17 protein-coding genes and 1 riboswitch are annotated in these 12,338 nt (G+C 37.1%); of the genes, 13 read left to right on the forward strand and 4 right to left on the reverse strand.

Annotation, left to right across the window (positions count from 1 at the left end; translation table 11 throughout):
• Positions 1 to 53 precede the first annotated feature (53 nt).
• The 5 genes from trmB to comGD all read left to right on the forward strand — a co-directional run bounded on the left by trmB (position 54) and on the right by comGD (position 3,465).
• Positions 54 to 707, forward strand: a complete 654-nt coding sequence (gene trmB / locus PGP85_RS13215; RefSeq protein WP_010739917.1) for a tRNA (guanosine(46)-N7)-methyltransferase TrmB — start codon at positions 54 to 56, stop codon at positions 705 to 707.
• An 87-nt stretch (positions 708 to 794) separates the two neighbouring features.
• Positions 795 to 1,745 carry a competence type IV pilus ATPase ComGA gene (gene comGA / locus PGP85_RS13220; RefSeq protein ID WP_270327919.1) on the forward strand — a complete coding sequence of 317 codons (951 nt, stop codon included), beginning with the start codon at positions 795 to 797 and terminating at the stop codon, positions 1,743 to 1,745.
• Entirely contained in the window at positions 1,705 to 2,718 is a 1,014-nt protein-coding gene (comGB, locus tag PGP85_RS13225; protein ID WP_270327920.1) for a competence type IV pilus assembly protein ComGB, read from the forward strand. The genes comGA and comGB overlap by 41 nt, the downstream gene beginning before the upstream one ends.
• On the forward strand, positions 2,715 to 2,990 hold the full coding sequence (gene comGC / locus PGP85_RS13230) for a competence type IV pilus major pilin ComGC (RefSeq protein ID WP_270327923.1): 276 nt from the start codon (positions 2,715 to 2,717) through the stop codon (positions 2,988 to 2,990). The genes comGB and comGC overlap by 4 nt, the downstream gene beginning before the upstream one ends.
• A complete protein-coding gene (gene comGD, locus PGP85_RS13235; RefSeq protein WP_270327926.1) occupies positions 2,965 to 3,465 on the forward strand; it encodes a competence type IV pilus minor pilin ComGD in 501 nt (166 codons plus the stop codon). Before comGC ends, comGD begins: the two co-directional genes overlap by 26 nt.
• Here the strand turns inward: comGD and PGP85_RS13240 are convergent.
• The 4 genes from PGP85_RS13240 to PGP85_RS13255 form a co-directional block, all read right to left on the reverse strand.
• On the reverse strand, positions 3,460 to 4,608 hold the full coding sequence (locus PGP85_RS13240; protein WP_270327928.1) for a tyrosine-type recombinase/integrase: 1,149 nt from the start codon (positions 4,606 to 4,608) through the stop codon (positions 3,460 to 3,462). The genes comGD and PGP85_RS13240 overlap by 6 nt on opposite strands.
• A 109-nt stretch (positions 4,609 to 4,717) precedes the next feature.
• A complete protein-coding gene (locus tag PGP85_RS21335) occupies positions 4,718 to 5,260 on the reverse strand; it encodes an Ltp family lipoprotein (protein ID WP_408639898.1) in 543 nt (180 codons plus the stop codon).
• Between the two features lie 434 nt (positions 5,261 to 5,694).
• Complete coding sequence (locus PGP85_RS13250) at positions 5,695 to 6,378, reverse strand: ImmA/IrrE family metallo-endopeptidase (RefSeq protein WP_270327931.1); 684 nt, start codon at positions 6,376 to 6,378, stop codon at positions 5,695 to 5,697.
• Between the two features lie 4 nt (positions 6,379 to 6,382).
• Positions 6,383 to 6,742, reverse strand: a complete 360-nt coding sequence (locus PGP85_RS13255; protein ID WP_270327932.1) for a helix-turn-helix domain-containing protein — start codon at positions 6,740 to 6,742, stop codon at positions 6,383 to 6,385.
• Positions 6,743 to 7,048: 306 nt separating this feature from the next.
• Between PGP85_RS13255 and PGP85_RS13260 the strand changes: the two genes are divergently transcribed.
• The 8 genes from PGP85_RS13260 (at position 7,049) to PGP85_RS13295 (ending at position 12,035) form a co-directional block, all read left to right on the forward strand.
• A complete protein-coding gene (locus tag PGP85_RS13260; protein WP_270327936.1) occupies positions 7,049 to 7,252 on the forward strand; it encodes a hypothetical protein in 204 nt (67 codons plus the stop codon).
• Between the two features lie 3 nt (positions 7,253 to 7,255).
• The gene (locus PGP85_RS13265) at positions 7,256 to 7,567 is read left to right on the forward strand and encodes a hypothetical protein (RefSeq protein ID WP_270327937.1); all 312 of its coding nucleotides are present in this window, start codon (positions 7,256 to 7,258) and stop codon (positions 7,565 to 7,567) included.
• A gap of 16 nt (positions 7,568 to 7,583) precedes the next feature.
• On the forward strand, positions 7,584 to 8,375 hold the full coding sequence (gene comGF, locus PGP85_RS13270) for a competence type IV pilus minor pilin ComGF (protein ID WP_270327938.1): 792 nt from the start codon (positions 7,584 to 7,586) through the stop codon (positions 8,373 to 8,375).
• Positions 8,368 to 8,688 (forward strand): competence type IV pilus minor pilin ComGG, encoded by a 321-nt coding sequence (comGG, locus tag PGP85_RS13275; protein WP_270327939.1) that lies wholly within the window; start codon positions 8,368 to 8,370, stop codon positions 8,686 to 8,688. The genes comGF and comGG overlap by 8 nt, the downstream gene beginning before the upstream one ends.
• Positions 8,689 to 8,854: 166 nt before the next feature.
• Complete coding sequence (locus PGP85_RS13280) at positions 8,855 to 9,862, forward strand: class I SAM-dependent methyltransferase (RefSeq protein ID WP_270327940.1); 1,008 nt, start codon at positions 8,855 to 8,857, stop codon at positions 9,860 to 9,862.
• A 46-nt stretch (positions 9,863 to 9,908) separates the two neighbouring features.
• The gene (locus PGP85_RS13285) at positions 9,909 to 11,105 is read left to right on the forward strand and encodes an acetate kinase (protein WP_010739908.1); all 1,197 of its coding nucleotides are present in this window, start codon (positions 9,909 to 9,911) and stop codon (positions 11,103 to 11,105) included.
• Positions 11,106 to 11,241: 136 nt separating this feature from the next.
• The gene (locus tag PGP85_RS13290) at positions 11,242 to 11,592 is read left to right on the forward strand and encodes a BMC domain-containing protein (RefSeq protein ID WP_010739907.1); all 351 of its coding nucleotides are present in this window, start codon (positions 11,242 to 11,244) and stop codon (positions 11,590 to 11,592) included.
• Positions 11,593 to 11,594: 2 nt separating this feature from the next.
• Positions 11,595 to 12,035 carry a EutP/PduV family microcompartment system protein gene (locus PGP85_RS13295; RefSeq protein ID WP_270327942.1) on the forward strand — a complete coding sequence of 147 codons (441 nt, stop codon included), beginning with the start codon at positions 11,595 to 11,597 and terminating at the stop codon, positions 12,033 to 12,035.
• A gap of 19 nt (positions 12,036 to 12,054) precedes the next feature.
• A riboswitch (cobalamin riboswitch) is annotated at positions 12,055 to 12,228 on the forward strand.
• Positions 12,229 to 12,338: the final 110 nt, after the last annotated feature.

Below are 12,338 nucleotides of genomic sequence, written 5' to 3' on the forward strand. Positions count from 1 at the left end.
GTTTCCATATGAAGGAAATGAATCATTCATATAAAAAAATTTGGAGGAAAACAATGCGAGTAAGAAACCGCCCGGGTGCAGCAGAAATGCTGGCTGCTCGACCTGAATATGTGGTACAAGATCCTGAAGCGTGGAAGGGACGCTGGTCTGAACGATTTGGCAATGATCATCCGATTCATATAGAAATTGGGATGGGAAAAGGCCAGTTCATCACTGGAATGGCTGCTGCTCATCCAGAGATCAATTATATCGGCGTGGAGATGCAAGTCAGTGTCGTATCGATGGCTTTAGATAAATTAGTGGAAAAAGAATTGCCTAATTTGCAATTGCTGCACGTAGATGGTTCAGAGTTAACTAATTATTTTGCGAGCAGTGAAGTTGATCAAATATATTTAAACTTCTCTGATCCATGGCCGAAGAAGAAACATGAGAAACGTCGTTTAACATCACCAAGCTTTTTAGCAGTTGATGAAGAAATTTTACGACCAGCCGGTGAGATTCATTTCAAAACTGATAATCAAGGGTTGTTTGAGTATTCATTAAGCAGCTTTTCGAAATACGGTATGACAATTGAGCAAGTCTGGTTAGACTTGCATGAAAGCTCTTATGAAGGAAATATCATGACTGAATATGAAGAAAAATTTTCGAATAAGGGGCAGCGGATTTATCGAGTCGAAGCGCGTTTCCAAGATAAAACAAAAAAATAAAGATAAAAAAGGTGAGCCAGATTTCTGGTTCATCTTTTTTTGAAGCTACGAATTTTTTTTACGTATCTTATTTTCGAGGTGAAAGGAATGGAGATCGAACAGCTTTCGGATGAATTGATCCAATATGGTTTCGAACATCAGATGCAAGACTTATATTTACTCCCTCAAAGAGAAAAGTACCGCTGCTTTTTTCGGCGAGGCCCCTTCTATGAGCATAAAAACTCAAATCTATCCTATGTTAAAAATGAATTGTGTGTGGTTACCGCTTTGCAGCTGATTAATCGTTTCAAATATTTAGGTCAAATGGACGTTAGTGAAAAACGCAAGGCCCAACTTGGAGCGATCTCCTACTCCTTACCTCATGGTGAACAACGACTGAGATTATCTACCGTTGGTGATTATCTGCAGCAAGAAAGTTTAGTTATTCGGTTTTTGCATCAATTTGGTCGTAGTCCAGAAGTGTACCATCTACCTGAGCAGCTAAAAATTCTTCAGACCCAGACTCAAAAGCGTGGACTTTACTTGTTCTGTGGTCCTGTTGGATCTGGAAAAACGACTTTGATGTACAAGCTGGCTCGTAAAATGAAGGGACAAGTCATTACAATCGAAGATCCAGTAGAGATTGAGGAGCCCGATTTTTTACAATTACAGGTGAATGAAAAGATTCATCAGAGTTACGATGAATTAATAAAATTATCTTTACGACACCATCCGGATGTTTTGATTATAGGTGAGATTCGTGACACGAAAACGATTCAAGGCGCAATCAGAGCGTCATTAACCGGTCATTGTGTTTATGCGACATTGCACGCAGCTAGTTTAGATTCTGCTCAGGCCCGTATTTTTGAATTGGGCGGTGAGGCTTCTTTGCTTAAGGAATGTTTACAAGGAATTGTTTATCAAGAATTGTTACCTGTGAATGAAACAATCGGACTGCTGACGAGCTATCGATTTTATCAAGAGAATCTGCTATTTACTTGGGAAGAAGGGCTGGCATGTGTGGAACAAAACCAAACTAACAAGAAAACAACGAATTGATTTTGTTCAACTGCTGGGTGATCTGCTGGAAAATGGTTTTAGCTTGCAGCAGGCGTTTGCGTTTTTCTTCAATGCGAATCTTTTTGTACCGTCAATTCTATCCTCTGTCCAGCAAGATCTCAATCAAGGAAAAAGTCTGGCCGCGAGCTTTGCGCAGTTGAATTACTCCAATGATCAAATTTTACAGATTGAGTTGGCAGAATCCCATGGCGATCTTGCCCAAACACTGTCAGGAATTGCTGAACAGATGCGTTTGGTTCAGCGTCAACGAGAGAACTTTCTCAAAGCAGTCTCGTATCCATTACTGTTGTTAATATTTCTGATCGTGATCTTGTTAGGAATGAGATTTTTCTTATTGCCTCAATTGTTAGCGAGCGGCATGATCCGAGCAGAAGATTTCTCGGTTCAATTAATAAAAATGGTGCCCGTGATAGGTTTGGGAATGATCATTTTTTTGCTCGTACTGCTTTTATGTTGGCAATCATGGGGAAAGAGACACAATTATTTAGTTAGATTTCGTGTTCTAGCAAAAATACCGCTTCTAGGCACATTGTTTAGCAATTATTATTCTGCCTACTTTGCGTTAGAGTGGGGAAAACTTTTTCAACAAGGCTTGGAATTGAATCAAATCATCGAATGTCTATTGGTTGTCAATGGCAGATCCCTGATGCAGGAAATGGCCGGTGATTTAAAAGTTCGTTTGGCTCAAGGAAATACTTTAGCCGAAGAGTTGGGACGCTACCCTTTTTTGACTAGAGAATTTAGTCGGATTGTATTTCAAGGAGAGGCGCGGGGAAACTTGGCAAAAGAGTTGCTCACCTACAGTCAATTAGTATGGCGCCGTTTTTTTAATCAATTAGAATTTTTGTGTTCGTGGCTGCAGCCTCTTGTGTTCCTTATTGTAGCAATTTTGATTGTCAGTTTGTATTTAACGATGCTCTTACCTTTAACAAATTTGGAGGGAATTCTGTGAAAAAGAAATTATCAGGCTTCACATTATTAGAAATGCTAGTTGTTCTTTTCGTTATCAGCCTGCTTTTGTTGCTATTTGTTCCCAAGTTAATCAGTCAAAAAGAGAGTGCGAGTAAGAAAAGTGATGCGGCGATTGCTAAGGTAGTGGAAACACAAATCGAGGTTTTTGAGCTAGACAAAGGACACAAACCAAGTAAAAATGAACTAATTTCTGGCGGCTACGTTAAGAAGGAGCAATATGAAGCTTATGAACGAGCACAGAAACAACCATAGGCCGGGCTTTACATTGATCGAGACACTGATCGTATTGGTCTTAGTGTGCAGTTTTGTTCTGTTACCAACAATTGCGATTAAAAGTTGGCAGCAGGAGTTAGAGAAAAAGTTTTTTTATTATCAATTCGAAAAATCTATTTTGCATTTGCAGCAAGTGGCTATTGTAGATTCACGATCAACGCGCATTGAGCTTTATCCAGACAAACAGTTCATCATTTTCTTTACCAATCATACGGAGTTGCCATGGCGGCAATTAGATGTTCCAAAATCAGTGAAGTTGGTCAGTAAGGGTTCCGTTTTCTTTGGTGCAGAAACTGGAAATATTACAACAGATCAATCAGGCAATGGAAATATACCTAAGATTATCTTTAATGCTGAGGGACAGATTATTTATCAATTTCAAATGGGGAGTGGGTATGCATCAATTTATAAAGCTTTAAATCATTTTTTACCACACATTTACCACAGATTATAAATCATCTATTAATTTACCCATAATATCTGCTGTTTCTTTTTCTTCATCTTTTAGTACATCACTGTAAACATCCAAAGTTATATTAATGTTCTTATGTCCTAGACGGTTGGAAACATATTTTATATTTGCTCCAGCTTCTATCAAGAAAGTCGCATGAGTGTGTCTTAAACCATGTACTGTTATGTTAGGTACATTAGCCTCTTCGCATAATAACCGAAAAATATAGGTGATTTTGGACTGTTGAATAGGCAAATTAAATGAACTCAAAATAAAGTAGTCTTCGTCTTTAAGAATTTTTCCTCTTTTGAGCAGTCTCTCTCTTTCAACAGATTTAAGTTTTTTGATTAAAACAAGCAACGATTCGTCAAAATAAACTTTTCGAATACTTGTTTTAGTTTTAGGTTTGTTCTCTCCGTAGTCGCCTCGTGTGGAGTTAATATCAAAATACCTTTCTTTCAGATCAATATCGTTCCATCGAAGCCCCATCAACTCGCCTTTTCTCATTCCCGTCTTTAAAAGTGTTAAAAATATTGTTTGGATTCGAGTATCTTTGCCTTCTAGAACCGATATAAATTGATGTAGTTCGTCTTTTGTAAAAGAGCGAACATTATTACCTAAATCAAATTTGAACCCCGTGAGAGTATTACTAGGCAATATCTGATTATTTACAGCAGCATTGACCATTCTCATTACAATTTTGTGCCATGTTTGAATTGTGGATTCTTTATACTTATTTTCTTGTCTCAAGTGGTCAATAAACTCTCGCTTATACGTTATTTTGTTTAAAGTAGATAATTTCTGGTTTCCAATCAATGGCTTAATATGAAACTCTATAGCAGATTCAATATTTTGTTTTGTCGAAACGCTCCAATTGTCTTGGGCATAAGGTATCCATATCTTTATCCATTCATCTATAGTAATGTCCTTGTTTTCAAAAAAAGAAGTATTTTGTGTTTCCAAATCATATTGAATTTTTAGAAGTGCTTTATAAGCGGCTCGTTCAGTTTCAAACCCACGCTTACTAGCTTCCTTCCGATGTTTTAGTGAAGTATAAAAGGGATAGCGGTATCCCCAAAACTCGCCTTTTTTATTCGAATAGGAAAAAACATGTTTGTGTTTTTTGGACCAATTCAGATTTGCCATATTTTCACGTCCTTTTACATGTGGTAAAATAGGCACTGTTAATAAGCCTATTGATAGGTTTTATTTCTTTGCACGATCATACTCTTGTCGGGGTGGGATCGTGTATTTTTTATTGGTTTAAATTTTGTATAGCATAATCAGCTTCTTCGGGTGTGAATTTTTCTCCTGCATCAGAAGTAAGTTGGTCTCTAATAGCTTCTGGTGACATTGACATTTTATCTTGATATGATTTAGCCTTTTCCAAAGCGTTAGCGTTATAATCTGCTTTGAGGTTATCTACTGCATATTGAGCAGCCTCGGGTGTGAATTGTTCACCATAATCCGAGGACAATTGATCGTATATTCCTGCTCTAGACATGTGCATAGTGTTGGAATATGATTCTGCTTTTCTGAGAGCGGATTTATACTCTGTTGGAATACTTGCTTCTTGTGCTTTTTGCTCTTCGGCTTGCTTTTTAGCGGCTTCATCTGCTGCTTTCTTTTGTGCAGCAGCTGCTAATACTTGAGCGTTTGGCTTGATGGTTACTTTTGAGTTTTTAGTATCTCCATCTAAAGTTGAGTAAATCGTAATCTCCTTATTAGAATCACCGGAAAGTTCATAATTCAATGAGAAATCCCCATTTGAATCTGCTTCGGTTGAATCACCTACAATTCCCATTCCAACAGAAACGTTTGCTTTCGGTGATGTTTTTCCAGTAATCGTGGCGTTTCCTTTGTCATCTGTTTCAATATCAGTAGAGTTGAGCGATAGTTGTAAATTGGATTTCTCTTTTTTACTACTACTAGATTTGCTTTCATTTTTCTTACTTACAGTTTCTTTTTTGCTGTCTTCATCTTTAGTAGATTTATCTGACGAAGGACTAGTAACACCAACTAAAAGCATCGAAATGATGGCAACCCCAATAGCAATATTTCGGTTGTTTCTGTTTGGCGATTTCTTAATAAAGTACCAAACCCCTATACAACTAATGATGAAAATAATTGTAAATAAACTAGACATTCTTTTTCCCCTTTTCTATGTTAAACTATTTTTGTCGAAATCCTTCTTAAGGGGAGACAGGCTCGTGTTCCCAGCACGGGCTTTTTTTATACACATAACGCTTCATAAAAAGGATTGGAATAGATAATTTTCCGCTCTAAATTATTCCCTAAATCCCTCATTAAGGTTCGACCAGAAATCCCATGTTGATCAAAAATCTTAAAACTGGTTCTTATGGCAGCGTCGTAAGAAGCATCAAATTCAGATTGCATGGTTTGGATTAGTCTGCGCTTCAATGCTTTTTCAGATATTCCAAACTGATTTGAAATAGCGGTTGGACGTTCGCCTTGTTTTAATACGTGAACTAATACTGGATCAGGTATTAACGTTGCTGCTGCACCAACATTGGCTTGAAATTCTACTAATGAATTGCTGTCATAGTTTTTTAGAGATTCATTAGTGTCATAATAATAAGGCATATCATCATTGAGATGGTATAAAAAATGCATCAGTTCATGAGAAATAGTAAAGTTTATTCTGTAGGGATTCATATTCTTGTTATAGGTAATAGTTGTTTCGTACTTATCCTTAACAATCATACCTGAAATACTTCGCCTTGCTTTACCTTCAAAACCAAATCCTCTTATAGCCACTTTCCCTTCTGTGATTGACTCCCAAATTACGTCATGGTTATAGTTATTAACATTCATATCTAATCCAAGCATTGTGGCCGAAAGGTATTCATTAACCTTAGCCGAAAACCTTCGATATTCATCAAGTGCTAGTGACATCCAATCAATCCTTTTCGTTACGTTCTCGTTTAATTTCTTCTAGACGCCAGTTTAAAAACCTCTCTAATTCCTTTTCAAGTTCCTCTGCATCTTCAGTAGAAATAGTATCAACATCAGAACGCATCATGATTTGCTTTGCAATTGTTTTGTTATTAGTTGTCGAATCAATAGATTCAGTACGTCCTAACAAATAATCAGTTGAAACTCCAAAATAGTCTGCTACTTTTTTCAGTCTATCTCCATTCGGGGTTTTAGTTTTCCATGAATATAATGAATTTCTGCCAAATCCCAATTTTTCTTCAAGTTCTACAATTGATATTTTTTGTTTGTCAGCAAGTTTCTTTACCCTTTCGAATGTTGTCATGCAGGCATTCCTCTCTCACTTCGAAACAGAATATAAACTTTATTGTAGAAAGGCGGTTGACATCTATAATAAAGTTTAATATACTTTGTTCGTAAGTTAGTTATTGAGCTTGAAACAAAACTAAAGAGAACCTATAAAAATTAAACTATTTCGCGGTCGGCAAACTTAGAAATGTTAATTTAAAGGCTTATGTAGTCTTGTTTAGCTATGCTTTCATTCTACAATAAAGTTTAAAAAAGTCAACATTTAGTTATAAAAAAAGCTCAATAGCTAGCTAATTATATAAAACGGAAGGAAGTGAGATTCTTGTTAATCAAAGATTTCGAAGAAATTGTGTTGGTTCAGATGCATCGACAAAAAAAGAATTGGAAAGATTTAGCAAATGTCATTGGAAAATCTGACACATATGTAAAACAAGTAGTAAAAGGAGTTCAAAACGGTGATAAAGCAAAAGAGTATCGTCAGGAGATTGCTGAACACCTTGGGATTGTCTTCATTGAGGAGGGGTAATAAATGAATGATTTTCTAGATACATCCTCACAGAACTTTTTGTTCAACATTATAGAAAAGATTCTAAGAAAGATGTTTGAAAAAGTGATAGACGAAGCAAAGCAGGAATTAACTGAACGTGCTGAATATTTAGATATCAAACAATTATCAGCTAGATACTCGATGTCTGTTCCTGAAGTAGAACAAAATTTTGTGAAAGACAAAAGAATGCAAATGATCGAAAAAAGAAAGCCTGGTACCCATAAAGGTAAAAGGTATTGGCAAGCAGACAAAGCAATAAAAGTTTGTAACGACATCATGAATCATTGGGATTAAGAAAAGGAGGAGCAGAATGACAGATTTAGTAATCATGAAAGATCGCCAAGCGGTCACGACAAGTTTGAACTTGGCAGAAAGTTTTGAGAAAGAGCACAAGAATGTAATCCAGGTAATCGAATCTAAAATTCAATCGGCTGAAAATTCAGCTCATTACAAAAAGATGTTTGCGTTAGGTTCATATGTAGATTCTCGTGGAAGAGAACAAAAAATGTACTACATGAACCGAGACGGCTGGACTTTTATTGCAGTTGGTTTTACAGGACGTAAAGCAGATTCGTTCAAGCTAAAATACATCGAAGCATTTAATCAAATGGAGAATCACATCAAGTCAGGCCAATCTAAACAGATTGATTCTGACCTTGAAGAAATAAAACGCATGAACGCAACAGCGCGTGTAATGAATGCAACATCACGTCAAGCCAAAATGTACATGGATATGGCTAAGGACGCTACAACAGAAGTAAACAAAGCTCTCTTGCAAGATAAAATGGAACAGGCATTGAGCGGGTACCACCAATTAGAATGGGAGATCTTTTTGCTCCAGTTGGATAATGAGCTGCATGAAGTAAAGTACATAGGGACATCGCAAACGGAAATATCCACTGAAATAGAGAGTAAGGGGAAGATGGTTCCTCTAGTAATAAAAAAAGTAAATAATAGAATTATTAAAAGACAATCAGGCGGAAATCAGCCATTGTTGATGGGAGTGAATCAATTTGTTTGCCAAGAAAAAAATAATGGCGTGGATTTTGTTGTCACCTTCACTGATGGGAAAAAGAAAGAGGGAACATGGATCTTTGAATAGCCGAGGCGGAGTACTGCTCTCCGTTTTATTGGCTATTTTTTTGTTCAGCTTTCTACTATTAAATCTATTAACAAGTTATTACCAAACAGCTGATTTGGTTTCAAGAACGGAACAATTGTATCAGGCAAAAATCGCGAAAGAGCTTTTCTTGACTGATTATCCTAACTTGAATAAAAGCAAAGGAACCTGGATCTTTAATAAAGGGGAATTAATCTATGAAAAAGAACCGGAACAATTAAAGATTATCGTGAAAATTAAAAAGAAAACATATCAATTTTATGAAAAAAATAGCACATCAAGCTCGTCAGATTGATATAGTTACGGAAATCTGGCAAATGCAGGAGAATGTATTGTAGAAGATACCTTTATGTTGAATTAGGAAAACAATGATAAAAGAAAGAAAGCGATTGATTAATTAGAACATGTTCGCTAAAATAGAACAGGTATCGTGAGTGTTATATTAGTTAGTGAGGTGCAAGATGAATCCAGAAAAAATCGAAACCGCTTTTTCTTTAATGGAAGAAGCAATCATCGCGTTGCAACATTCACTAGGGACTTCTTTTTTTGACGCTTACATCGAAAATACGGAGAACTTAGTTGATAATGCAAAAGTACGTGTGCTTGATCAACAACCTGATGAAGTTACGGTGGCTAAAGTAGAAGCAATTTATCAAGAACTACTAGGGCTGGAGTTAGAAAATGAAGATTGGCGCAAACTGACGCAATTGATTTTACTTAAAGGATCAAAAACCGAAAGTTTACAGCCTAATCACCAATTGACGCCTGATAGTATCGGCTTTTTGTTTGTCTTTTTGATCGAACAGCTGACGGTTAAAAAGGAACAATCGTTAGAAATTTTAGATATTACCGTTGGTATGGGGAATCTTTTGTTGACTACATTGATCAATTTGCGAGCTGCAAATTTTTCGGTTAATGGAATCGGCGTGGATAATGACGAAACATTGCTTGCAATTGCCGCTTCAGATAGTTTATTGATGGGAGAAGAAATAAAGTTGTTCCATCAAGACAGCCTGCAAGATTTGTTAGTTGATCCAGTTGACTACGTTATCGGGGATCTTCCTGTAGGTTACTATCCAAACGATCAACAGGCAGAGAAATTTGCCACCCATTCTGAAAAGGATCACAGCTATGCACATCATTTATTGATGGAGCAAGCGATGAATTATTTAAAACCAGCCGGCTTTGGATTATTTTTAGTTCCAAGTAACTTTCTTGAGACAGACCAAGGACCCTTGCTGCAAAAATGGTTAAAGGATGACGTGTTATTGCAAGGCATCATTCAATTGCCAGATGAGTTGTTCAAATCAGAACATTCGCGAAAAAGTATTTTATTATTGCAGAAAAAAGGCGAGACAGCAGAACAGGCAGAAAAAGTTTTACTTGTTCATTTGCCTTCATTAAAAGATCCAACACAGGTAACAGAGTTCTTTAAAAAATTCGAGGACTGGAAGTCTTCTAATTTATAAACTGCTCAAATGAGCGAATAGCAATTTAATTAAAAGGAGAGTTAAAATGTCAAAAACAATTGCAATCAATGCAGGTAGTTCAAGTCTAAAATGGCAGCTATATCAAATGCCTGATGAGTCAGTAATCGCAAAAGGAATCGTTGAGCGAATCGGTTTGAATGATTCGATCTTTACGATCAAATACGGAGATGGACAAAAATTTGAACAAATTTTAGATATCAAAGATCATGAGGTCGCTGTTCAAATGCTGTTGGATCAATTGATCGAACTAAAAATCATTGCATCATTTGATGAAATTACTGGCGTTGGTCACCGTGTGGTCGCTGGTGGTGAATACTTTAAAGATTCTGTTTTGATTGATGACGATGTCTTAGCTAAAATTGAAGGTCTTAGTGAATTTGCGCCATTGCACAATCCAGCAAACGCAATGGGAATCAAAGCTTTCCGTCATATTTTGCCTAACATAACAAGTGTGGCTGTTTTTGATACTTCTTTCCATGCGACCATGCCAGCGACAAATTATTTATATAGTATTCCAAAAGAATATTACGATAAATATTCTGCGCGTAAATATGGTTTCCACGGAACAAGCCATCGCTACGTTTCCGAACGCGCGGCTGAATTATTAGGCAAACCGATCGAAGAAACAAAAATCATCACTGCTCATATCGGTAACGGCGGATCAGTGACTGCTGTTGAAGGCGGAAAATCAGTTGATACATCAATGGGCTTTACTCCATTAGCTGGTTTGACAATGGGAACTCGTTCTGGGGATATCGATGCATCATTATTACCATATATTATGGAAAAAGCTGGCATTTCAGATATTAATGAAATGATCGATGTTTTGAATAAAAAATCAGGCGTTTTAGGCTTAACAGGTATCTCAAGCGATATGCGTGATATCGAAACAGGTGCTGAAGAAGGCAATGAAGAAGCTATTTTAGCTTTGGATATTTACTGTGATCGTATCCGTAAATATATTGCTCAATACATTTCTGTGATGAATGGTGTTGATGCTATCGTCTTCACTGCTGGTGTTGGTGAAAATGCCGATCCTGTTCGCCGGATGGTTTTAGAAAATATGACTTGGTTCGGTATCGAGATCGATGAAGAAATTAATAAGAGCATCCACGGAAAAGAAGCCGAACTTTCAACTGAAAACTCTCGGGTGAAAGTATACGTGATTCCAACGGATGAAGAAGTAATGATCGCTCGTGATGTTGAGCGTTTAGGTAAATAATTATTTGAGCCCTTGCCGAATCGGCGAGGGCTTTTTTAAAGAAGAGGAAATCTGAAAGCATAATTTTGTTGTATTAGAACAAAACTATGCTATTTTTTTGTGCTAAACTTTTTATGAAGGTGGGAGAGTGACTGTTATGAGTGAAAAAAGAAATATCGAGCGTTCCATTCAAGAATATGTTCCAGGGAAACAGGTCACACTTGCTCATTTGATTCCTCATGCCAATCAAGAAGTTTTTGAAAAGCTTGGTCTTGAACATTCCGGTGATGCGATTGGGATTTTGACGATCACTCCGAGTGAAGCGTCGATCATTGGTGCCGACATTGCCAAAAAATCAGGAAATGTATCGATTGGTTTTATGGATCGTTTTAGTGGAGCAGTAGTGATTATTGGTGAAGTATCATCAGTAGAATTTGCGTTAAAGCAAGTAATAAATTCACTAGCAACCATCTTGGATTTTGATGTTGCAGAAATTACCAGGACCTAACTATGAAACGAGTCATTTTTATTGGCGAAACCGGATCAGGAAAAACAACGTTGATGCAGCTTCTGAATGATTGGGAAATTAAATACCATAAAACACAGCAGGTCTATTTTACAGATAATGTGATTGATACGCCGGGTGAATTTATGGAGAATCGTTTTTATTATAATGCATTAGTGAGTTCGGCCGTTGGAGCTGATTGTATTGCGGTGGTCCAAAGCATCACGAGCCGACAGAATTATTTTCCGCCATGTTTTTCATCACGTTTCACCAAACCGATGATCGGTATTATTACGAAGACCGATTTGGAGCATACTGAGGCAGATTATGATTTGGCACAGAAGAGATTGCGTCTGGCTGGAGCACAAAAAGTTTTCTCATTGTCCGCAGTAAATCAGGAAGGAATATCAGGCCTAAAAAATTATCTGTTGACAGATGAATTTTGACAGCGGATACATTCTGCGTTATTATGTACTCGTAAAGAATTGAATAGAAGCATTTGGAACAGGGAACAAGGTGAGAATCCTTGGCAGACCCTTTCTACTGTATAAGCAGACGAAATCTCAAGTAGCCACTTTCGGGAAGGCGAGATGGAGGATGAAGCGAAGTCAGGATACCTGCCCTTTTGCTGAGGTAATTGTATTGGAAGAATTATTTCACCATGAATAGTCAAAGTGACGTTTATTTGGTGAGGTGTCTTTCAGACACCTCACTTTTTTTGCGAGCTCCACTTTTCGCAGCGAAAAAAA

Source organism: Enterococcus malodoratus, from assembly GCF_027659535.1.
GTDB classification, from domain to species: domain Bacteria; phylum Bacillota; class Bacilli; order Lactobacillales; family Enterococcaceae; genus Enterococcus_A; species Enterococcus_A malodoratus.